18 protein-coding genes and 1 riboswitch are annotated in these 21,585 nt (G+C 47.7%); of the genes, 7 read left to right on the plus strand and 11 right to left on the minus strand.

The window, feature by feature from the left end:
• Nucleotides 1-86: 86 nt before the first annotated feature.
• From ppsA to prfB, 3 genes are all read left to right on the plus strand, one after another.
• A complete protein-coding gene (gene ppsA, locus KDW_RS02810) occupies nt 87-2,702 on the plus strand; it encodes a phosphoenolpyruvate synthase (RefSeq protein ID WP_151754556.1) in 2,616 nt (871 codons plus the stop codon).
• Between the two features lie 234 nt (nt 2,703-2,936).
• Complete coding sequence (locus tag KDW_RS02815; RefSeq protein WP_151754557.1) at nt 2,937-4,100, plus strand: hypothetical protein; 1,164 nt, start codon at nt 2,937-2,939, stop codon at nt 4,098-4,100.
• An 86-nt stretch (nt 4,101-4,186) separates the two neighbouring features.
• Nucleotides 4,187-5,300 (plus strand): peptide chain release factor 2 gene (gene prfB / locus KDW_RS02820; RefSeq protein ID WP_151754558.1). Its coding sequence is split into 2 segments (ribosomal slippage): nt 4,187-4,252 and nt 4,254-5,300, totalling 1,113 coding nucleotides; the frame shifts between segments, so codons are not numbered across the junction.
• A gap of 37 nt (nt 5,301-5,337) precedes the next feature.
• On the opposite strand, the gene KDW_RS02825 is transcribed toward prfB, so the two are convergent.
• Nucleotides 5,338-6,375 carry a sigma-70 family RNA polymerase sigma factor gene (locus tag KDW_RS02825; protein ID WP_151754559.1) on the minus strand — a complete coding sequence of 346 codons (1,038 nt, stop codon included), beginning with the start codon at nt 6,373-6,375 and terminating at the stop codon, nt 5,338-5,340.
• 1,112 nt (nt 6,376-7,487) lie between these two features.
• Here KDW_RS02825 and ftsY point away from each other — a divergent pair.
• The 3 genes from ftsY (at nt 7,488) to KDW_RS02845 (ending at nt 10,442) form a co-directional block, all read left to right on the plus strand.
• Nucleotides 7,488-8,489 carry a signal recognition particle-docking protein FtsY gene (ftsY, locus tag KDW_RS02835; protein WP_151754560.1) on the plus strand — a complete coding sequence of 334 codons (1,002 nt, stop codon included), beginning with the start codon at nt 7,488-7,490 and terminating at the stop codon, nt 8,487-8,489.
• A gap of 16 nt (nt 8,490-8,505) precedes the next feature.
• Nucleotides 8,506-9,381, plus strand: a complete 876-nt coding sequence (gene accD / locus KDW_RS02840; RefSeq protein ID WP_151754561.1) for an acetyl-CoA carboxylase, carboxyltransferase subunit beta — start codon at nt 8,506-8,508, stop codon at nt 9,379-9,381.
• A 74-nt stretch (nt 9,382-9,455) separates the two neighbouring features.
• Complete coding sequence (locus tag KDW_RS02845; protein WP_151754562.1) at nt 9,456-10,442, plus strand: acetyl-CoA carboxylase carboxyltransferase subunit alpha; 987 nt, start codon at nt 9,456-9,458, stop codon at nt 10,440-10,442.
• Between the two features lie 76 nt (nt 10,443-10,518).
• On the opposite strand, the gene dnaK is transcribed toward KDW_RS02845, so the two are convergent.
• The 3 genes from dnaK to KDW_RS02860 form a co-directional block, all read right to left on the minus strand.
• Nucleotides 10,519-12,420 (minus strand): molecular chaperone DnaK, encoded by a 1,902-nt coding sequence (gene dnaK / locus KDW_RS02850; RefSeq protein ID WP_151754563.1) that lies wholly within the window; start codon nt 12,418-12,420, stop codon nt 10,519-10,521.
• Between the two features lie 282 nt (nt 12,421-12,702).
• Complete coding sequence (locus tag KDW_RS02855) at nt 12,703-13,191, minus strand: Hsp20/alpha crystallin family protein (protein ID WP_151754564.1); 489 nt, start codon at nt 13,189-13,191, stop codon at nt 12,703-12,705.
• Between the two features lie 302 nt (nt 13,192-13,493).
• On the minus strand, nt 13,494-13,877 hold the full coding sequence (locus KDW_RS02860) for a MerR family transcriptional regulator (RefSeq protein WP_198925179.1): 384 nt from the start codon (nt 13,875-13,877) through the stop codon (nt 13,494-13,496).
• Nucleotides 13,878-14,161: 284 nt separating this feature from the next.
• Here KDW_RS02860 and KDW_RS02865 point away from each other — a divergent pair, with 284 nt between their 5' ends.
• A complete protein-coding gene (locus tag KDW_RS02865) occupies nt 14,162-15,019 on the plus strand; it encodes a sugar phosphate isomerase/epimerase family protein (RefSeq protein WP_151754565.1) in 858 nt (285 codons plus the stop codon).
• Nucleotides 15,020-15,131: 112 nt separating this feature from the next.
• Here the strand turns inward: KDW_RS02865 and KDW_RS02870 are convergent, their stop codons facing one another.
• From KDW_RS02870 to KDW_RS02900, 7 genes are all read right to left on the minus strand, one after another.
• Nucleotides 15,132-15,941: a uroporphyrinogen-III synthase gene (locus KDW_RS02870; protein ID WP_151754566.1), complete on the minus strand. Its 810-nt coding sequence runs from the start codon at nt 15,939-15,941 to the stop codon at nt 15,132-15,134.
• A 151-nt stretch (nt 15,942-16,092) separates the two neighbouring features.
• Entirely contained in the window at nt 16,093-17,145 is a 1,053-nt protein-coding gene (cobT, locus tag KDW_RS02875) for a nicotinate-nucleotide--dimethylbenzimidazole phosphoribosyltransferase (protein WP_151754567.1), read from the minus strand.
• Nucleotides 17,146-17,203: 58 nt separating this feature from the next.
• Nucleotides 17,204-17,839, minus strand: a complete 636-nt coding sequence (gene cobO, locus KDW_RS02880) for a cob(I)yrinic acid a,c-diamide adenosyltransferase (protein ID WP_151754568.1) — start codon at nt 17,837-17,839, stop codon at nt 17,204-17,206.
• 29 nt (nt 17,840-17,868) lie between these two features.
• Nucleotides 17,869-18,870 carry an ABC transporter substrate-binding protein gene (locus KDW_RS02885; RefSeq protein WP_162004899.1) on the minus strand — a complete coding sequence of 334 codons (1,002 nt, stop codon included), beginning with the start codon at nt 18,868-18,870 and terminating at the stop codon, nt 17,869-17,871.
• 121 nt (nt 18,871-18,991) lie between these two features.
• Nucleotides 18,992-19,189: riboswitch (cobalamin riboswitch) on the minus strand.
• Nucleotides 19,190-19,296: 107 nt separating this feature from the next.
• Nucleotides 19,297-19,908 carry a bifunctional adenosylcobinamide kinase/adenosylcobinamide-phosphate guanylyltransferase gene (cobU, locus tag KDW_RS02890; RefSeq protein ID WP_151754570.1) on the minus strand — a complete coding sequence of 204 codons (612 nt, stop codon included), beginning with the start codon at nt 19,906-19,908 and terminating at the stop codon, nt 19,297-19,299.
• Nucleotides 19,909-19,929: 21 nt separating this feature from the next.
• Entirely contained in the window at nt 19,930-20,763 is an 834-nt protein-coding gene (gene cobS / locus KDW_RS02895) for an adenosylcobinamide-GDP ribazoletransferase (protein WP_162004900.1), read from the minus strand.
• Nucleotides 20,756-21,502: a histidine phosphatase family protein gene (locus tag KDW_RS02900; RefSeq protein WP_151754572.1), complete on the minus strand. Its 747-nt coding sequence runs from the start codon at nt 21,500-21,502 to the stop codon at nt 20,756-20,758. The genes cobS and KDW_RS02900 overlap by 8 nt, the downstream gene beginning before the upstream one ends.
• Nucleotides 21,503-21,585: the final 83 nt, after the last annotated feature.

The raw sequence follows: 21,585 nt of genomic DNA on the forward strand, positions 1-21,585 counted from the left end.
ATTTCCTCTATACTCAGGCGGAAGCGATGCTACTCTGGATGTCATCACAATGATCAAAGACGGAATTGCCAGCAGGAGGAAAAAGGATGAGTTCATATGTACTTGGTTTTCAGGACATTGACAAAACAAAACTCATGGTTGTTGGGGGGAAAGGCGCGAACCTGGGGGAACTCTCCAGGATTGAAGGAATACATGTACCAGATGGCTTTTGTATTTCTACTGGAGCCTTTCAAAGAATCATTGAGGAAACGTCGTCAATAAACGAATTACTTGATCAGTTAGAGCTTCTCAAGGTGGAAAACCGGAATAAAATCGGTGAATTGAGCGGTAAAATTCGCAGAGTTATCGAAGGGATAACCATCCCTCAAGACATTCATGAAGAGATCGCCCGCTTCCTCTCCAGGTTTGATGAAAAAAATGCCTATGCCGTACGATCCAGCGCCACTGCAGAGGATTTACCAACGGCCTCCTTTGCAGGCCAGCAGGATACGTATTTGAACATTGTCGGAAAGGAAGCCATCCTCAAGCATATCAGCAAGTGCTGGGCATCGCTATTTGCCGAGAGGGCCGTCACGTACCGGCTTCAAAACGGCTTCGACCACCGGAAAGTCCAGCTGTCTGTGGTGGTTCAGAAAATGGTTTTCCCACAGACGGCAGGAATTTTGTTTACTGCCGATCCCGTCACTTCGAATAGGAAGGTGGTATCCATTGATGCCAGCTTCGGACTTGGTGAAGCCCTGGTCTCCGGGCTGGTGAATGCTGATGTCTATAAAGTGCGTAACGGCAAAATTATCGATAAGAAGGTATCCACCAAGAAGCTGGCTATCTATGCCTTAAAAGATGGTGGCACGAAAGAACAGGATATTGAGCCTGAACGACAGAATAGGCAAGCGCTGACAGATGGGCAGATTTTACAGCTTGAGCACATAGGCAGAAAGATCGAAGAACATTTTGGTCGCCCCCAGGACATCGAATGGTGTCTGGTTGATGATACATTTTCTATTGTCCAGAGTCGGCCAATCACGACGTTATACCCTATCCCTGAAGTGAACGATCAAGAAAATCACGTTTACGTATCTGTCGGCCATCAACAAATGATGACTGATCCCATCAAACCACTGGGATTGTCTTTATGGCAGTTAACGGCGGCCCGGCCCATGTTTACAGCCGGTGGAAGGTTGTTTGTTGATGTCGCACCTATACTGGCTTCACCTGACAGCAGGAATACGATAATAAATACCCTGGGACAATCCGATCCGCTCATCAAAGACGCACTCACAACTGTCATAGAGCGAGAAGATTTTATAAAATTGTTACCGGATGATAACAAAGAACAGGATCCCGGTAAAAGCAATAAAGTTATATCGACTGCGGGCTTTCGTACACAAATCGAAAACGATCCAACCATCGTTGCTAATTTGATCAATAGAAGTCAAGCATCGATAGAAGAGTTAAAACATAATATTCAAACGAAATCAGGAGCGGATGTCTTTGATTTTATCCTGGAACATATGCAGCAATTAAAGACGAGTTTAGTTAACCCACAAAGTTTGAGGGTGATTCTGGCTGCGATGGATGCCTCATCATGGCTCAATGAAAAAATGATGGAATGGTTGGGTGAAAAAAACGTAGCAGACACGCTTTCTCTATCTGTACCCAACAATATTACTTCGGAAATGGGTCTGGCGCTATTGGATGTCGCAGATGTGATTCGTCCTTATCCAGAAGTAATTGATTTTTTGCAACATGCAAAAGATGATAACTTTCTGGATGAACTGGTAAAGTTCGATGGTGGCAAGGAAACCCAGGACGCTATTTATGCCTATCTCAACAAATACGGCATGCGCTGTAGCGGTGAAATCGATATAACGAAAACCCGTTGGAGTGAAAAACCAACGATACTTGTGCCCATGATTCTCAGCCATATCAAAAACTTTGAGCCTGATGCCAGCAAACGGAAATTTGAGCAAGGGCGACAGGAAGCCTGGAAAAAAGAACAAGAGTTATTGGATCGATTGAAGCAATTACCGGATGGCGAAGAAAAAGCCAACGAGACAGAAAGAATGATTAGTCTGGTCCGGAATTTCGCTGGCTATCGTGAATATCCCAAATACGGCATTGTTAGTCGCTACTTCGTGTATAAGCAGGCTCTACTGAAAGAAGCCGAACAACTCGTACAAGCCAGGGTTCTTCATGAAAAAGAAGATATCTACTATCTGACATTTGAAGAATTTCACGAAGTCGTACGCACACAGACACTGGATTACCAGCTCATCAACACACGAAAAGATGAGTTCACATTCTATGAAAAACTCACGCCTCCGCGTGTTATTACTTCTGATGGTGAAATCATTGCCGGTAAGTATAAACGAGAAAATCTCCCGGCCGAAGCTCTTGTCGGTCTCGCTGTTTCTTCCGGCATTATAGAGGGACGAGCACGAGTCATCTTAAACATGGAAGAGGCTGATCTGGAAGATGGAGATATATTAGTCACCCCTTTTACTGATCCGAGCTGGACACCATTGTTTGTATCCATCAAAGGTCTGGTTACCGAAGTTGGTGGACTGATGACCCATGGAGCCGTTATCGCACGTGAATATGGCTTACCAGCAGTTGTCGGCGTGGGATGTGCAACCAAGCTGATAAAAGATGGGGAACGAATTCGCGTGAATGGAACAGAAGGCTATGTAGAAATCTTATAATGGAGAAGATGTTGTTTTCCCAACTTTGAAGCTAAATAAAAGATGAAAGCCAGGAAAGCGGCCCAATCAGGGTCGCTTTCTCAGACGAAAAACACCGATAGGCCTGCACACAATCTATTTTCCAGCATGGGCTATGCCAGCAATCTATCATAGATATCCTTTAACGTATCATTAGTACCCACCCCGTAGAATAAAAAAGGGATGGAGTGATAAGAGAAAGGATAGGCATGATATATGGCAAAGGCACCACAAGAGCCACAAGCAGAGCTTCAGGAATCGCCGTCTCTACTCACTCACCATAAAAAACCACGGCCGCATGCCTTAATCATCGTTCTGTCTGTTCTGGCCCTGCTGGCCTTAGCCCACTTTATCGCGGTAAACCATACAACCTCCCGACAACCTGCGTCTCTGCACAACTGTTCTGCCTTGCTGCGTGCAACAGACTATACACAACTCGTGGCAATCCAGGCCAGAACACAGCGCATGTCAGCGGTCCAGTTTATCGATGATGTAACAGCCGGCCAGCCAGCAGCCTTAATCCAGGTAGGAGACCTGAGTGCACAACAAAAATTGGATGTCTATATCTATGGTTGTCCACAATCGCAGGATAAAACAAATCCAACCTTGCTTTTCAAACAACAAGCTTTAATCAAAGGTTCAATAGATATCACACAGGCTCATACACTAAGCGTCGGCCAGATTGATACGACACTGGCAGCCGATAGCGATACATTGTTGCTACCCTTGCAGCAAAACGTTTTTCAAGAATATGCCTGGCAAAATGGCTCGTTTCATCAGGTTGCCTTCCCAGGACTCTATCCGGTTACCAGTCGCAGTGAGGCTGAAGCCCTGCAGGATGAAGCCAATAATGGACAGGTACTACCCTGGACTGACCCACTGACAACGGCTGAACAAATGGCGCAAGATCTTTTTCATTGGTCTAACATCAGCATTCACGGAACCCTCAAAGATACCACCGCAACGCAAGCCCATGTGTTACTAGAGAAAAAGGATGCACATCTGACGGTAGCAGTGACACTTGAGCGCCTCGTGCAACATAATCCTAAAGGTCTCTGGTGGGTCACAAACGCTCAATCCTCTGGTATTTCGCTCGACCAGACACAATTTAACACGCCAGTCTCCTCACCGCTATTGTTGCAAGGTACGATTATTCCAACGACAGAAAAGGTTACCGCCACGCTCTTTAATCATACCCTGACCGCGATCCCCCTGCAGTCTTCCTCTACACTCCAGACTGATACCAGCGGCCATCTTACTGGCACGTTATCCTACAGCAACCTCTTTCCTGATCAAGCAGGCCTGTTACTGATCACTGAATATCCTATCTCATCCAAAGAAGACGGCCGCCTGCTCTTAACAAATATCTTCCTTACGTGATGACTTCTGTCTGGTTACAGGTGACTTTAGCAAGCAGCTCAAAAACCGATATACAACGCACTAGAAATCATGCTAAAATATTCAGTATGAGTGAATTGACAAATCGAATCGAGCGCCTTCAGGGACGCGTCGAGAAAACTATGGTGCGTCTTTGACCTGGCGACTAAAGCCGAACAAATAAAGACATTAGAAGCTGAAAGTATGGATCCCGACTTCTGGTCGGATAATCGTAAAGCGCAGACGGTCATGCAACAACTCAATGCGTTGCGTGAAGAGGTCACGACCTGGGAAAGTATTGCGACACAACTTCAAGACCTGCTCGGATTAGCTCAATTGCTGGAAGAGGAGCCAGATGAAGATATGCAGGCTGAGGTGACTCAATCCATTCTCCCTATAGAGGGTCAGATCGAAAAACTCCAGTTTGCCTTGATGCTAAGTGGTGAACATGATGAGCGCGATGCGATTGTAAGTATCCATGCGGGAAGCGGCGGCGTTGATGCCCAGGACTGGGCTGAGATACTGCTGCGCATGTATCTACGCTGGGCTGAACATCATCACTTCAAAACTGAAATCTATGATTATAGCGAAGGTGAAGAAGCTGGCTTGAAAAGTACAACGGTCGAGATCACGGGACGCTATGCTTATGGCTATCTGCGTTCAGAAGCAGGCACCCACCGCTTGATCCGCCTTTCGCCATTTGATGCAGCCCACCGTCGTCATACGTCCTTCGCAAAAGTCGAGGTCCTTCCGGATGTTGAGAATGCGATTGAGATTAACATTCGACCGGAAGACATTGAGGTGGATACGTACCGCTCGACCGGAGCTGGAGGTCAGCACGTCAACAAAACCGACTCAGCGGTCCGGATGCGTCACTTACCCAGCGGTATTGTGGTCACATGCCAGAATGAACGCTCACAAATCCAGAATCGTGAGGTGGCCATGAAATTACTCCGGGCCAAGCTCTTTGAGTTGGAGCAAAGGAAACACGAGGAAGAGACAGCTCGCCTGAAAGGTGAACACGTCCAGGCCGACTTCGGTACTCAGATTCGTTCGGTCACGGTCCATCCCTATAGTATTGTCAAAGATCATCGGACAAACTTTGAAATGGGCAACACTGAAGGATACCTCGCCGGCGATGTCGACCCGTTTATTCATGCTTACTTACAGGATAAAGCGGGTGGAGTCACAGCCCTCGAATAAACTCAGCGGACGACAAGCTACTCTCAAATAAAGAGCCTTATCCAATAAATGAATAAGGCTCTTTTCGTTCCATATATTCTGGTATGCGTACTCCATCAAAAAGTTCTGGATAGCGCATTTTACGCAAGGCTTTGACTTCAATCTGTCGAATACGTTCTCGTGTCAGGTGAAAAACAGTACTGACTTCCTCTAAGGAAAAGGTATGTCCATCCTTTAAACCATAACGCATCTCAATGATCATACGTTCTCGTGGATTGAGTATAGCCAGTGCCTGCTCAACCTGGTCGCGCAACAGTTGATAGGCGACAGGATCAACCACCCCTTCTGGCCTGGGATCCTCAATGGTATCGGCCAGATGATATTCTTCGTCATCAGCCACAGGAGCATCTAAAGAAACAGGCTGCTCTGCTATATTGAGAAGTTCTACAACCCGTTCCAGGGGCACTCCCACCTCAGCCGAATTCTCCGGCAATGGCTCAATTCCCTCATCCTGATACATGCGACGCGCCACACGCTTAATTTTATAAATAAGTTCAACAACATGCACTGGAATATGAATGCTGCGAGAATGCTCGGCGATGGCCCGACTGATCGCCTGGCGTATCCACCAGGTTGCATAGGTGCTAAAACGAAAACCACGCTGGTAGTCAAACTTTTGCGTAGCACGCATCAAGCCAATATTTCCTTCTTGAATCAGATCAAGCAGCGGTAAACCTTGATTAACATAGCGCTTGGCAATACTCACCACCAGGCGTAAATTCGCTTCGATGAGTTGTTGACGGGCCCCCGCATCTCCCAGCCCTACACGCTCCGCCAGCATGATCTCTTGTTCTGAGGAGAGTAGTGGATAGTGACCAATTTCTTTTAAATATTGCTTGACTGCATCATCAACGAGTACAGGCGGCTCTTCATGATCCTCCTCCACAGAAAAATCTTCGTCATAGGCAGGCTCAAAATCTTCTTTTTCAGCATCCGTAATAGTATCCTCTGTGGCCTTTACTTTGCTCCGTTTTTGATCCAGCGCTACTGAAGTAACCTCAACACGACCAGCCGATCTGGCAGTTTTTGACGCCATATCCAGCCTCCTTCTTCACACCCAACTCCTGAATAAAAGCTGCACATCCTCACGGATATTCGAAGAACATATTCCCACTTCTTCTTTTTGCAATAATCGTGCCAAAGCAAATGAACAGCAATCACTAGAGGCGATTTTCCTGGCAGAGTAGCCAGAAAAACAGCTCAACAAATGGAAAAAAGCCAGCTCAGGTCTCTTGTTTATCTATGCAAACAAGAATGAAAGCAGGCAAGCTGTACAGTAGAAAAATGAATATATTTCCAGAATTGTGTAATTTTACACAACTCTCATAGCAGCTATATTTTTATAGATGTGAATGCTTGACTTGAGTTGTATCACCTGTTATGCTGAAGGTAAGAAGCAAAGAACTCTGCTTCCTATCACTTCTGCTGGCAGCAGAAAGATGAAGAATACCCCTTTTTTACTTAGAAAAAATGAACAATTCTTCACTTAACTACTGACATAGAAGGTCAGTTATGGTATGATAGGTAGGGCATGGGTTACACCTTGCTGTGGGGATGCGGATGCAGCGGCGGAGGCTCCCCCTCGGCTTACTATCTCGCTAAGCCTCGCTTGTTAAGCAAAAACGACAAGCGCATATTACCTCCAGAGAGAAGGAAGGAGGCGATTTCGTGGAAAACGCATTTCCCCGGTGTCGCAAATGTAGTGAAGGTGATCTGGTTCCGCTTTCGGATTTCGGTAGCCAGGGAGCTTCCATAGAGTACAAAGCATGGGTTTGCACCAACCCCTCCTGCTTGTACAACATCAAGATCCGTAATGGTGATATCATCATTAACGAACCAATTAGTGATGGTTCACTCCATACTTATCGTAGCGGCCGACAGTAGGAGTGTTTCAGACACCAAACTTGACGTCTACAGGCGGTTTTGATCGCTTGCTGGCGTAACAAGGAGGCAAAAGGCGGCCGTATCAAAACTTCCTTTTGCCTCTCTCCACATAGAGGGGTAATCACAATGAAGGCCACTGCGGTGACCTGAAAGGGTGATTATGGACCCTCTATTTGGCTTTTTACGAAAAAATGCGGTATAAGTTATAGAGTATTTACAAAATCATTTAGCATTTTTAAATTATTAAAAGGAGTCAATGCTGACGTGCTCAATCGATTCTTTGGGCAGAAACCTCAGGAAGACCCGAAACAACAAAAAACGACTGATAATCCTCAGGAACAAGCTGCTGAACAGCAACCTGCGCTTGATCAGCGTTTCACCTTCCTGAATCGCACCCGTCAAATGTTTAACAGGCTGGGCAACACTGTTCAGGAAAACGACATCATTACTGACAGCCTATGGGATGAGTTGGAAGAGTCATTGTTGGGGGCTGACGTGGGACCAAGCACGACGCTATGGCTCATTGAGCGCCTGCGCCAACGCGCGAGCGATGAAAATATGCGGACAGGACGCCAGGTACAACAGGCCCTGCGAGAAGAATTATCACAACTCCTGGGAAAACCATCGGCTCTTCGCTTCTCCAAACAATCTCCCCTCACTGTCATCCTCGTGATCGGTGTTAACGGCTCTGGCAAAACAACGAGCATCGCCAAAATGGCGGCCCGCCTCAAATATGAGGGACACGATGTCATGCTGGCTGCGGGAGATACGTTCCGGGCGGCGGCTATTGATCAGCTGCAGGAGTGGGGAAACCGTATACAAGTACCTGTCATCAGTCAGAAACCAAATTCTGATCCCGGAGCTGTCGTCTTCGATGCATTGCAAGCCGCTCAAAGTCGCGGTAGCGATGTTTTGATCGTTGATACTGCCGGTCGCTTACACACCAAGTTCAACCTGATGGAAGAGTTAAAGAAGATCAATAAAATTATTCAGCGATTCGTTCCAGATGGTCCACACGAACTGTTAATGGTTATCGATGCCACCACAGGACAAAATGCCCTGCTCCAGGCGCGTAAATTCGCCGAGGATATTGGCTTGACCGGAGTAATCATTACCAAACTGGATAGCACCGCCAAGGGTGGTTTTGCGTTTGCGGTCGCAGACGACTTAGGTGTGCCAATTAAATTTATTGGTACGGGTGAAAAAGTAGAGAATTTGATGCCATTCGAACCGCAGAATTTCGTGGCAGCGCTCTTCGCACAATAGTAACCGGAGGTTCCTTATGGCAAAAGAAGCGGCTGTCCCACTTACCAGGCAGACTTCCTCCTCGAATGAGGAGAAGCCTGGTCTGCCCTCAGTGGGCAATATAGCTGTCAAATGTCCCAAATGTAAAGAGATTCTCTATAGCCGAGATTGGGAAAAAAACCTGAAGGTGTGTTCACGGTGTAACCATCACTTCAGGCTTACGGCTTATGAGCGCATTGAATTGCTGGCTGATCCGGGCAGTTTTCATGAACTGGATGCGGATATTATTTCTGTTGATCCTCTTCAGTTTACGACTTTCCCACCAGCACATGCAGATCAGCGCAATTATGGAGAGAAACTGGCTGCGGAACGCAAGAAGACGGGGATGAATGAGGCGGTTGTCATTGGTCACTCCACTGTTGAGAGCAAACCTCTGGCGATGGCGGTGATGGACTTCCACTTTATGGGTGGTAGTATGGGTTCTGCGGTTGGTGAGAAGATTACACGAGCAATCGAGCTGGGTATTGAGCGCAATATTCCTGTACTGATCGCCTCAACTTCGGGCGGTGCCCGTATGCAAGAAGGTCTCTTCTCACTGATGCAGATGGCGAAAACATCAGCGGCCCTGGCAAAATTAGGTGAGAAAAAACTTCCCTATATCAGCTTGCTCACTGATCCAACGACTGGCGGTGTATCCGCAAGCTTCGCGATGCTCGGTGACATTACGCTGGCCGAACCCGGTGCGCTTGTGTGTTTTACAGGACCCCGTGTTATCGAACAGTTTATGCATATCAAACTACCAGAAGGCACAGTCAACTCCGAGTTCGGCTTGCAACATGGTATGATCGATGCCGTCGTACATCGACGTGATTTAAGATCAACCCTGGGACGCATTTTGCGCCTGTATGCATAAACTCCGTTTGAGTGTAGCACTTTTTGTTACCATCAAGCACAGCAAGACAGCACCATAGTAGAAAAGGGAATGCGATGGCTTACGATCTTGAATTTGAGAAACCGCTGGCTGAGCTAGAAAAAAAAATCTCTACACTGCAACGCAAAGGTGATCGGCTGAAAGCAGAGGAACTGGTACAGTTACAAGAGGCTGAACGCGATCTGCGCCACAAGACCGAGGAGATTTATAAAAACCTCACGACATGGCAAACTGTGTCAGTGGCACGCCACAAGGACCGACCTTACGCTGCGGACTATATTCGGCTCATGTGCAATGATTTTTTTGAGCTACATGGCGACCGTTCTTTCGGGGATGACCATGCGATTATGGCTGGTCCTGCCACCATTGATGGCCAGACGGTTATGCTTGTCTGCCATCAAAAAGGCCGCGATATGAAGGAAAAGCAATTCCGTAATCTCGGTATGCCACATCCTGAAGGATATCGCAAAGCTCACCGTTTAATGAAGCAGGCTGAAAAATTTAATATGCCAATTGTCACCTTGATTGATGCATCTGGCGCATCCCCGGGTCTGGTGGATGAGGAGCGCGGACAGGCTGAGGCAATTGCCGCAACGCTCTATTTGATGCCCCGACTCAAGGTTCCAATAATTTCAACGATCATTGGCGAAGGTGGTAGTGGTGGTGCTCTGGCAATTGGTGTCGCAGACCGCGTGTTGATGTTTGAACATAGCATCTATATGGTGGCGGCTCCTGAGGCAGCGGCTTCGATTATGTGGCGAGATTCGGCACATGCCTCGCATGCTGCAACAGCTATGCGCATCAGCGCTCGCGAGTTGCTTCCGCTCGGTCTGATCGATGAGATCTTGCCTGAACCACTGGGAGGCGCTCATCGCAACTACAATCAGATGGCAATCACATTAAAAGATGCCCTCAAGCGTCAACTGGCTGAGATAGGAAAATTGTCGGTAGAAGAACTGTTGGAGCAGCGTTACCAGAAATTCAGAAATATGGGTAAATATGGTACCCTGACAGAACAGAATCTGGCGACCGCGCAAGCATAGTCAGCACACAAAATGGAAGGCACTGCTATTGTGCCTTCCATTTTATAATGCCAGCTTTCCTATAAAACGCTTTTATTTACACCTCTCGGTATTCACCCTCAATGGGCCCGGCATCACCACCAGTACCAGAGCTTCCAGTGCCAGTTCCTGAAGTTGCGCCAGCCGCCGCCGCATTCTGGTTATCATAGATTTCCTGACCAACGTGTTGCAGCGTCTGTTCCAGTTCCTCAGTCACTGATTTCATCCGTATAGTATCATTAGCGCGAATAGCATCCCGCACAGCCTGAATCCTGCTCTCAACGGTTGAACGCAGGCCAGACGAAATTTTACCTTCGGTATCCTTGAGCGTACGTTCAGCCTGATAAGCTGTACTATCGGCGCGATTACGCAGTTCGATCTCTTCTTTGTGCTGACGATCCTCCTGCACATGCGCTTCAGCCTCGCGCACCATGCGCTCAACCTCAGCGCTGGAGAGTCCACCGGAAGCGGTAATCGTAATACGCTGTTCACGACCAGTAGCTTTATCCCGTGCGGTGACATTCAAAATTCCATTGGCATCGATATCAAAAATCACCTCGACCTGAGGGACACCTCTTGGTGCTGGTGCAATACCCTCAAGCTTGAAATGACCCAGACTCTTATTATCACGTGCCAGTTCGCGCTCACCTTGTAAGACATGAATTTCGACGGCAGGTTGACTGTCTTCCGCAGTACTGAAGACCTCACTCTTGCGCACAGGAATGGTCGTGTTGCGCTCAATCAAACGCGTCATCACCCCGCCGAGCGTCTCCACACCCAGCGACAACGGCGTGACATCCAGCAACAATACATCTTTGACATCACCCTGCAACACACCAGCCTGGATCGCAGCGCCGATAGCCACGACTTCATCAGGATTGACACCTCTATGTGGCTCTTTGCCAAAAAGCTTACGGACCATGTCCACGACGGCTGGCATACGTGTCTGACCACCAACCAGCACCACTTCATCAACATCGCTCGGACGCAGTTCGGCATCTTCAAGTGCTTTTAAAACTGGACCTCTGGTGCGCTCGATCAGTTTTCCTACCAATTGCTCCAATTTGGCCCGCGTCAGATTCATGATCAGATGTTTGGGACCGCTCGCATCTGCAGTAATAAAGGGCAGATTGATTTCAGTCTCCATGGCGGAAGAGAGCTCAACTTTGGCTCTTTCAGCCGCTTCTTTTAAGCGTTGCAACGCCATAAGATCATTGCGCAAATCAATTCCTTGCTCACGCCGGAACTCATCCGCAATCCAATCCATAATAAGCTGATCAAAGTCATCACCACCCAGGTGGGTATCACCATTCGTGGATTTTACTTCAAACACACCCTCACCCAGCTGCAGGATTGAGATATCGAAGGTACCACCACCCAGGTCATAGACCGCAATGGTCTGATCGCTTTTTTTATCAAGGCCATAAGCCAGCGAGGCTGCTGTCGGTTCATTGATAATACGCAGGACTTCCAGACCCGCGATCCGGCCCGCATCTTTGGTAGCCTGCCGCTGAGTATCATTAAAGTAAGCAGGAACAGTGATGACTGCCTGCGTAACCGGCTCGCCCAGCCGTGCCTCGGCATCTGCTTTCAGCTTTTGCAGAATCATAGCGGATATTTCAGGTGGACTGTATTCACGCCCCGCCATTGAGACACGCGCATCGCCATTAGCAGCACGAGTAACTTTATAAGGCACGCTCTTAATTGTACGCTGAACTTCGGCATCGTCGTAGCGACGGCCCATCAGACGTTTCACGGAAAAAATGGTGTTTTCTGGATTGGTAACAGCCTGACGTTTGGCGACTTGTCCCACCAGACGCTCACCACCCTTAGTAAGAGCAACAATCGAAGGAGTCAAACGAGCGCCCTCACTATTTTCCAGAACAGTAGGATCGCCAGCTTCAATAATAGCAACAACCGAGTTGGTTGTGCCCAGGTCAATACCAATAACTTTTGCCATATCTATCTTCTCCTCTTAGATGAGGTGCTCAACTTTTTGCGGTTGGATAATTTCTACGATTACCAGCAGGCTAAACCCTAACGCTTACCATCCACTCCCCCTGCAAACATATCTCTTCATCATGTGTATGAAAAAAGGCATCCAGATATGTATATAAAACAGCCAGATTGGCTGTGAATTAATAGAATTACTCTTTTTTTAACCCTATAGCAACAATCTTTGTACTTGCAGGCCAGCATATATGTGATGCTGGCCTGCAAGTAAGCGAAGCAAGCAGGAGAACTAGGCCTGTGTGCCAGATGTCACGACCTCTTGTTTGGGTTGGGTGCCATTGGAAATGCTAATTTTGCGTGGACGGCTCTCAGCAGCAACCGGCGCAAAGATGGTCAGAATACCATGCTCATAAGTGGTTTCAATACCATTGGCATGAATCGCTCTGGCAAATGTAATGCTGCGCTCAAATTTACCGGTACTGCTCTCCTGCACCAACCAGTTGACCTTCTCATGATCAGCGTGCCAGGGATGCAAGACACCCTTGAGATAAATGGTGTTGTCCTGTACAGTCAATTCAATATCCTTAGGTTTGACACCTGGCATGAAGGCACGTATATGATAACCTTGTTCGTCTTCGTAAGCATCCATTACCGCGAACCCGGTCTGCGAAGACTGTCCCAAACCTGAACGAACAAAACTGCGTTCAAACAACTGATCCATCGCATTACGCAAGCTTACAACTTCTCGGAATGGATCGTGGCGCATCATCATTGACATATAACAGCCTCCTTCTCTTTTATCTATCACACATAATTCTATGAACCCGAACCTGGATATGTCTCGAAAGAGCAGGATATTCTTTTTGCTTGCTCTCTCTAATCACCTTACGAATATATTATGGTTTATCTTACAAAAATTGTCAAGTTATTTACAGTAAATTATCCATCATTCTAACAAATCTCTAACAATTGAAGCCTCTATAAACGCATAAGTGAAATGTGAGAATAGACAAAAGCAGGGTCCATATGCGATGGACCCTGCTTAACGAAGTATCTGGAGTAGCGTGCAATCAAACCTGTCTATGATTGTTCTTGATCCTCGTTCGAGACATCAAGCACATATTCAGTATGTTGGATATGTAACAGGCGTGTCCGCACCTCGTTCACTTCCTGTTCCAGATGAATAACTTGTTGGCGCATTTGCAGAATATGCCGAATACCAATCGCATTGACACCTTGATCGGCCAGTTCCGCAATCTCTTGCAGGATGGCAAGATTCTCATCTGAGTAGAGGCGATTTTTGCCATCCTGACGAGCAGGATCAAGTAAGCCGGCCTCTTCATAACGACGCAGTGTTTGCGGAGGTATACCAACTAGCTGTGAGACCACGCCAATAGAATACTTTGGTAATTGTCGATGCTCATCATCGCTCATCGACTTCGACGTTCGAGAACGCCGCTTCATGGCAAAACCTCCTTCTAGCTCCCTTTTATCTTGCTGAAAATGAGCACGCTATAGCTATAATAAGCATGCGTATTTTTAGCGACGCACGGCAGCATATTGTCTTTCAATGATAAATCTTTTGACATTTTTTGTCAATTTATATGGATAAAAAACATAAAACCATGACGCTATTTGCTGCTATTTTCGCCATTGCAGCTTCAGCAACACTCTGCTACCATAGATAGAGTACTTCAATTATATGGCTATATATCAAACAAACCACGCTTTCAAAGGAGAATGTATAGATGTTTACAAGCTTAGATACGAATGCAATTGGCTTCTCTGTCCCTTTTGAAGAGGCTCTTCAACTAGCGCAAGCCAGTGGCTTTGAAGGTTTAGATCTTCCTATAAAGCAGTTATTGACACGTGTACAACAAACGTCTGTACAAGAAATCAAGGGTCGTTTCCAGCAAGCCAACCTGCATCCAGGAGGCTGGGGACTGCCAGTAGATTTTCGGAAGGATGAGCAATCCTATCAAGCGGGACTGGCCGAACTGCCAGCTTATGCCAGACTGGCACAGGCATTGGGAGCGAACCGTTGCTCAACCTGGATACTTCCCTTCTCGGATGAGCGCGACTTTGCTAGCAATATGGATTTTCATGCCCATCGCCTGCGCCCAATCGCACAGATCTTAGCCGATCATGGCCAACGCTTTGGACTTGAGTTTGTTGGTCCCAAAACGATGCGCAATGGTCATCGCTACGAATTTATTTCCACCATCGCTGGTGCCCTTGAACTGGGCCAACAAATAGGTACCGGCAATACAGGTCTATTGTTGGATAGTTATCACTGGTATACCTCGCATGGGAGTGTTGAGCAGATCCAACAACTCACCAACGAACAGGTGGTCTATGTGCATGTTAATGATGCCCCTGCAGAGCGTCATGTCGATGAACAGTTAGATGGTGAGCGCCTGCTTCCCGGTGCCAGTGGCGTCATCGAGATCACTGGCTTTCTGCAAGCCTTAGAGCGCATCGGCTATGATGGTCCGGTTGTAGTTGAACCATTCAACGCCAAGCACCGCGCCCTTCCCCCTGCCGAGCGTGTCCGTGCCACTCATGATAGTCTGACAAAAATCTGGCAACTGGCTGGCCTGCACTAGCAATGAATATAGCCCACTCCAGGAACACTTACTGACTTCGCGTGTTCCTGGAGTGGGCTACATGCCTGCTTAATAACAATCCTATCTTCAAACGAGAACAGACTTGCAGGCATCATCCATTCATATGCTCTGCCAGAGCTTTGATTAAATATCCCATTTTCGGATGGTCAGCAATGACATGAGGGGTAACACCATACGCATTGAGGACACCGGTACACGTGGGACCGATTGAGGCAACAATAGTTTTTGTATTTAAAGCCCCTGTTATTTCCTGGCTCTGTCCTGTTTCAGCGGCAATAACAAAAAGATGCCGGACCTGGATCTGACTGGTAAAAACTATCGCATCGACACGGCCTGCGATCAACTCCTGTACCAGAGTGCGTAACGCGTCGGTATCATCTGGTAACTGCCACTCATATAAACAAAGCTCTTCTAAGCGAGCCCCACGCTCATGCAATGCTTGCGCAACCAGTGCATTGCGCTCACCATAGTGCACTACTCCTACAAGTTGCTCGGTTACATTCATAGGAACCAGACATGCTAACAGCTCAGTACTCGTATAAGGTTCCTGGGCACTGGCAGCAATAGGTATGCCTTCTTTTCTTAGGACAGCAGAGGGTTTGGGGCCACGACAAATAACTGTTACTTTTCGTAGCATCTCAACAAGCTCATCTCGTCGTCCGAGTTGATCAGCCTCCTGCAGTAAAGCCTTCACGCCAACTCCAGTAAAAAATATCAGGGTAGAAATATTGCCAGCCACTAAATGATCAATAAAATTCGCAACCAGACCAGATGAGTTCAATACAGCTTCGCGTACAGCAGGTACGCTCCAGGCTTGTCCCCCATTGCGGCGAATAAGATCCGCCATCTCACTACTCATCCGGGCTTCCAATACAGCAATACGAGCCTTTGAAAAATTCACGTTATTGCTCCTTTTTAGTTCCACTTGACAGGTAACAATCAAAGAATGCTTAGCAGGTGGATACTTGTACGCTCAAAATCTCAAAAGAGGGGTAAGGATGGTTAACAACCCTACCCCTCTTTGATTTAGATTACGTATTTAGTAGAAAACATTATGCTTTGTCACTGACGCCAGCTTCAGCAAAAGTGGACATTTCGCGGTGAGTACGTAACGCTCCTTCGATGATGTGCATCGCCAGGACAGCACCGGTTCCTTCACCCAGACGTAGATGCAGGTTAAGCAGCGGCTCCAGGCCCAACTTTTCAAGGATTAAGCGATGACCCAGTTCCACTGAGAGATGGCCAGCCAGAAGATAATCTTTGACGGTTGGACAGAGTGCATAGGCAACCAGCCCGGCAGCGCTCGAAATAAAGCCGTCCAGGACCACTGGTATGCGTCTGGCGGCGGCAGCCAGGATCACGCCCACCAGTCCAGCAATCTCCAGTCCACCGACTTTTGCCAGTACATCCAGAGGCTGGTCGATATCTGGATTATTCTGGGCAATGGCTCGTTCGATAATCCGTACTTTATTAGCCAGTTGCTGGTCATCAATACCTGTTCCACGACCAGTAACATCCTTTGCAGGTACATTCAATAAACAGGCAGTAATAGCACTGGCAGCAGTAGTATTGCCGATCCCCATTTCACCAGTTGCCACCAGATCCAGTCCTTCAGAAGCCAGACGTTCCAGTACTTCAACGCCAATCCCAATAGCCTGCAACGCCTCTTGCCGACTCATGGCAGCTTCTTGCGCCATATTTGCCGTTCCAGAGCGCACCTTGCGGGAAAGCAGTTGTGGATGCTGCAGATCGGCATCCACACCAATATCCACCACCGTCACGGCCGCATCAGCCTGACGAGCAAGGACATTGATAGCCGCACCACCAGTCAGAAAATTCAGCACCATCTGAGGTGTGACATCTTTTGGAAAAGCACTTACACCTTCAGCCGTCACCCCATGGTCGGCCGCCATCACCACAACCGCCCGCCTTTGGATCTCAGGCATGGCATTGCGTGTCACACCTGCAAGCTGTACAGCAATATCCTCCAGGCGTCCCAGGCTTCCAGCCGGCTTGGTCAGTTGAAGCTGACGAGCACGAGCCAGTTCTATACTGGCCACATCAAGTGGTGTAATCCGAGCAATAAGATCTTGTAGCTCAAACATATAGACTCTACCTTTTCAATTTCACTACCACTATAAGAAAAATGTATGCACAAGCGATTTAAAAATCTACACCCTTTTGAGCCAGAATACCCTCATGATAAGGATGTTTGATTTCATTCATCTCTGTGACCAGATCGGCATAATCCACCAATGCCTGGGGAGCATCACGGCCGGTGATAATTACGTGCATTTTAGGATTGCGCGCCTGTAAGGTTGCTAGCACCTCATTGACATCCAGCCAGCCATAGTTAATGGCATATGTCATCTCATCCATAATGACAATATCGTACTGGTTGCTCTCAATTTTCTCGCGGCAAAGTTGCCAGCATTGACGTGCTAACGCCTTGTCATGCTCAAGGTTTTCACTATTCCAGGTAAAGCCGTCTCCCAGCGGGATAATCTCTATCCCTAGTTTCTGGGCGGCCCGAATCTCGCCCCATTTGCCTGTCTGCGATTTCAGGAATTGTAACATTACTACCCGTTGATTATGTCCCCAGGCACGGAACAGGACCCCCAGGGCAGCGGTAGTTTTGCCTTTGCCATTACCTGTATTGATAATGACCAGGCCTTTAGCAGGTTTGCGCTGTGCACGCATCTCGGCTTGCTCTTTACGCAGACGAGCACGCCCTTCTTCGGTCAGTTCTTCGACTTCAGTTGACTCACTGTGATCCTCTTGCGAAATTTGCTCTTCCATAATTTTACTCCATCACAAACTATAAAAAACTACGCGCTAGCCGCACAATAGTCCGGCAGCTTCTCAGAAAATTTATCGGGATGGACAATCTGGGCCAGACAACGCAATCCCTGTACAATGCGTGGGCCCGGTCGCTGCATGATATCAGAATTGATATGGTAGACATGGTGAGATTTTATCGCAGCAATATTTCCCCAGTTTGCCCGCTTATACGCCGCCAATGGCTGTCCACCATACAAAAGATCTTCAGTAAGAATAACGTATTGGGGATTGGCAGCGATCACAGCCTCATCATTCACTTGAGGATAACCGCCATTCGTTTTATTGCCATGAAAAATATTAGTGATATTGGCATACTGAGCCATCTCATCCCCAAAAGAGCCTCCCCCAAAAACATACGGCTTGCCCGGCGTACTATTATCAACTTCCAACAAAGCTTTCGTCGCAGCAGTGCCTTTGATCGTATTATGAATCTGTGTAATCTGCTGCTGCAACTGCTTTACCAGTGGCTGTGCTACAGTCTCTGTATGTGTTAAACGGCCAACTAGCGTAATCTGATCTAACGTCTGGGCGAAATCAGGTGCAGGCAGATCTATAACTTGCAAACCAAGACGGGTTAATTGTGTATCATATTTATTGGATAAGCCACCAGAACTCAGGACCAGATCGGGCTTCAGTGCAACAATGCTCTCAACGTTGAAGCCAGTGCTGCTTGATACCTTCTTAATCGAGGCCATTGAGGCTGGATAATTCGTAAAGGCATCCACTCCTACTACATGGCTTTGCAGATTTAAAGCAGCTAGAATCTCACTAATACTGGGGGCCAGCGAGACAATACGTTGAGGAGCAGATTTGGGAATAGTAATCGGGGTGCCATAGACATCCAATGCTGGTGTTGGTGTTACTGCAGAGGTATTGGGTGTACTATTTGTGGCTTGAGGATTGTTCCCCTGTCCACAGGCAGCCAGGCTTATCATAAGTCCCAGCATAAACACATACAGTAAACGAGATGAGATGACATGGGTGCGCATACAATCGTATCCTTCTAGATAACGCCCGCAGTCACCTCGCGAAAAATAGTGGCCAGTCCAAGACACATAGGGATCAGAACACAAGCATGCCTTGGTACCCGCTCCTTTTACGCGAAGGATCATGAGCACAACTCATCAGGCAGGTCTCCTGGCTTCTGGCAATTGCGTATCAGGCCTTCCCATTCATCTTTTTTAGAACAGTGGCATTGGAGAGATAAGCATTACACCAGTTACAGTAGCGCGACTGCGTCGGATTTTCACCGACTTCCCTATTCTGTTGAGACATGAAATCTCAACCACCTGACGAAATAAAAAGTAAAGTTATTTCCAAACAGTAGTATACCCAGCTTTATCTATTGCTGTCAATAAACAAGCAAGAGGTGATATCCACATACACAATCTCTAACAGTAATCATACATAATAGATTACAGCTCTGCATGTTCGTGCAAGCGCTTGATATCCACACCCAGTCCAGCTACCATCAAATAGACACGCGAGGAGACGGCAGCGATACGTTGATTAATCAGACCCAGGATATCGCGGTAGACACGTCCAAGAGCATACGCGGGCACGATTCCTAATCCAACTTCATTGGTGACCACGACCAATGTTTTTCCCGCTTCCAGGGCTGCTACGGCTCCCAGCAAAGCATCAATCTCATGGAGTGCCCCGGCATAATGCTGCGCACTTATCGTATCATCTTCCATGTGCTCACTCTGATCCTGTGAAAATAACCAGTTTGAGAGCCAGACCGTCATGCAATCCAGAATCAGTACATCAGCTAGTTTTGCCGCTCGCTCAACCGCGGCTGCCAGGTGTAGCGGCTCCTCAATCGTTTGCCATGTAGCAGAACGAGCAGCCTGATGCCGGGCAATACGATCGCGCATATCTTCATCACTCGCAGTAGCCGTGGCAATATAAGCCACCTGTCGACCGGACTGTACAGCCAACCGCTCAGCAAATGTGCTTTTTCCACTACGAGCACCACCAAGTACCAGCACTAACCGTGGACGTTCCACGGGATTAAGAGTATCCATTCAATATGCACTCCTTTATGTTTAAAACCAGAAACGAAGCAGAGTAAAGAGCAAAAGTAACACCACCTCCATTACTTCCGCCAGTGTCCCATAGCTATCACCAGTCAATCCACCCAACGCACTGGTGATCCAGCGTCCAATCAACCAGGAAATGAGCGTAGCACAAAACCAGAGAATTAAACCAACCAGATGGCTGGCAAACCAGGCAATAATTAGTGTGAGCACAGCAGCACAAATCAGCCGATCACGCGTGACCGTTTGCCGAAACGCTGCCCCCAGACCCGTTGCCCGCGCCGAAGGAAAGGCATACATCGCCTGCACCATAGTCCAGCGCGAGATCGGTAGTATGGTCAGCAGCGCCAGAGGAATAAGTTGCAGGTTCAAGCTGGCCAGTAATGCAAATTTGAGTAATAAAATACAGATGCCACCAAGCACACCAAAGCTGCCAACCCGGCTATCACGCATGATCTCTAATTTACGTTCAGGACTGCGACCACCAAACAAGCCATCACAACTATCCATCAAACCATCCAGATGCAATCCCCCGGTCAACAATACCAGTAGCACCACCAGAAGTGCTGCCAGTACCAGGGGTGAGACCAGCGAACCAAATATCCACACACATGCATACAACAATGCGGACAGTAGCAAACCAACCAGTGGAAAATAGGCACTCCCTAAAAAGAGCCGGGCATCACCCGTGTCAGTACGAAAAAGCTGGGCACTACCAGGAATTGGTATAGTTGAAAGGAAACGTATCGCTGCTACTAATTCTTTATATTGATCCAGGATCCAACCAGTTCGATCAGGTTCAGGGGGTGTACGCGCATCCAAAAATGGGGGTATTTCAGGCATCTTGCGCTGCTCCTTCCTCATTCTTTTTCATATCATAAGTGCAGGCAGAAGACATTCCTACTGGCTGATTCAATAGTGTCAGAGATGTTGTAGAAAATACATCCTCGCATCCCACAACAAAATCTATCGCGCTCAACGAACAATGATCCAGTTTCACTTGCCATTGGCGCTCAAAAGGCATTCCCAGCACAAGGCAAATGAGCACCCGCAATGCCCCACCATGGCTCACCAGCACAATATCGCCTGCCGGAAAAGATACTGCATCCCGAACCATCTGAATAAATGCAGTGCGGACACGCTCAATCAAAACCAGCAAAGATTCACCATCTACTGGCGAGGCCTGCATAGGATTGGTGAAGAAATCGAGTTGGTCAGGATAGCGTGTAGCTATCTCGGTATAGGTTAATCCTTCCCAGGCACCAAAAAACAACTCGCTCCACGCACCTGATAAGCGCATTGATGGTGCTGTTTGTTGATATTTCCCAATTATTGCAGCGGTCTGAACCGCTCGCTGTAAGTTACTGGTATAGACGGCTGCAATCACACGCTGACTCAACTCAAGACCAACCGCCTGAGCCTGTTTTTCTCCTTCAGATGACAAGACAGGATCGCTCTGGCCACAAAAACGCCGCTCACTGTTCCAGGTTGTCACGCCATGACGCACCAACCAGAGGCGGCGCAATTGCGTTTCCACACCAGACGGTTCATCTGACGAAGCAGATGGCAGTCTATCAGTCACTTATCACTCCCTTTGGCTATAAGAATATCATAGTATACCTGACACGTTGCACTCATACAAATAAGAAGAAGATTTTAGGTCCA

The organism is Dictyobacter vulcani, from assembly GCF_008974265.1.
Lineage (GTDB): Bacteria > Chloroflexota > Ktedonobacteria > Ktedonobacterales > Ktedonobacteraceae > Dictyobacter > Dictyobacter vulcani.

Excerpts from the sequence above, each read along its gene's own strand:
- ppsA (WP_151754556.1), top strand. The coding sequence starts at position 87 with ATGAGTTCATATGTACTTGGTTTTCAGGACATTGACAAAACAAAACTC.
- KDW_RS02815 (WP_151754557.1), top strand. The coding sequence starts at position 2,937 with ATGGCAAAGGCACCACAAGAGCCACAAGCAGAGCTTCAGGAATCGCCG.
- KDW_RS02825 (WP_151754559.1), bottom strand. The coding sequence starts at position 6,375 with ATGGCGTCAAAAACTGCCAGATCGGCTGGTCGTGTTGAGGTTACTTCA.
- accD (WP_151754561.1), top strand. The coding sequence starts at position 8,506 with ATGGCAAAAGAAGCGGCTGTCCCACTTACCAGGCAGACTTCCTCCTCG.
- KDW_RS02845 (WP_151754562.1), top strand. The coding sequence starts at position 9,456 with ATGGCTTACGATCTTGAATTTGAGAAACCGCTGGCTGAGCTAGAAAAA.
- dnaK (WP_151754563.1), bottom strand. The coding sequence starts at position 12,420 with ATGGCAAAAGTTATTGGTATTGACCTGGGCACAACCAACTCGGTTGTT.
- KDW_RS02855 (WP_151754564.1), bottom strand. The coding sequence starts at position 13,191 with ATGTCAATGATGATGCGCCACGATCCATTCCGAGAAGTTGTAAGCTTG.
- KDW_RS02860 (WP_198925179.1), bottom strand. The coding sequence starts at position 13,877 with ATGAAGCGGCGTTCTCGAACGTCGAAGTCGATGAGCGATGATGAGCAT.
- KDW_RS02865 (WP_151754565.1), top strand. The coding sequence starts at position 14,162 with ATGTTTACAAGCTTAGATACGAATGCAATTGGCTTCTCTGTCCCTTTT.
- cobT (WP_151754567.1), bottom strand. The coding sequence starts at position 17,145 with ATGTTTGAGCTACAAGATCTTATTGCTCGGATTACACCACTTGATGTG.
- cobO (WP_151754568.1), bottom strand. The coding sequence starts at position 17,839 with ATGGAAGAGCAAATTTCGCAAGAGGATCACAGTGAGTCAACTGAAGTC.
- KDW_RS02885 (WP_162004899.1), bottom strand. The coding sequence starts at position 18,870 with ATGCGCACCCATGTCATCTCATCTCGTTTACTGTATGTGTTTATGCTG.
- cobU (WP_151754570.1), bottom strand. The coding sequence starts at position 19,908 with ATGGATACTCTTAATCCCGTGGAACGTCCACGGTTAGTGCTGGTACTT.
- cobS (WP_162004900.1), bottom strand. The coding sequence starts at position 20,763 with ATGCCTGAAATACCCCCATTTTTGGATGCGCGTACACCCCCTGAACCT.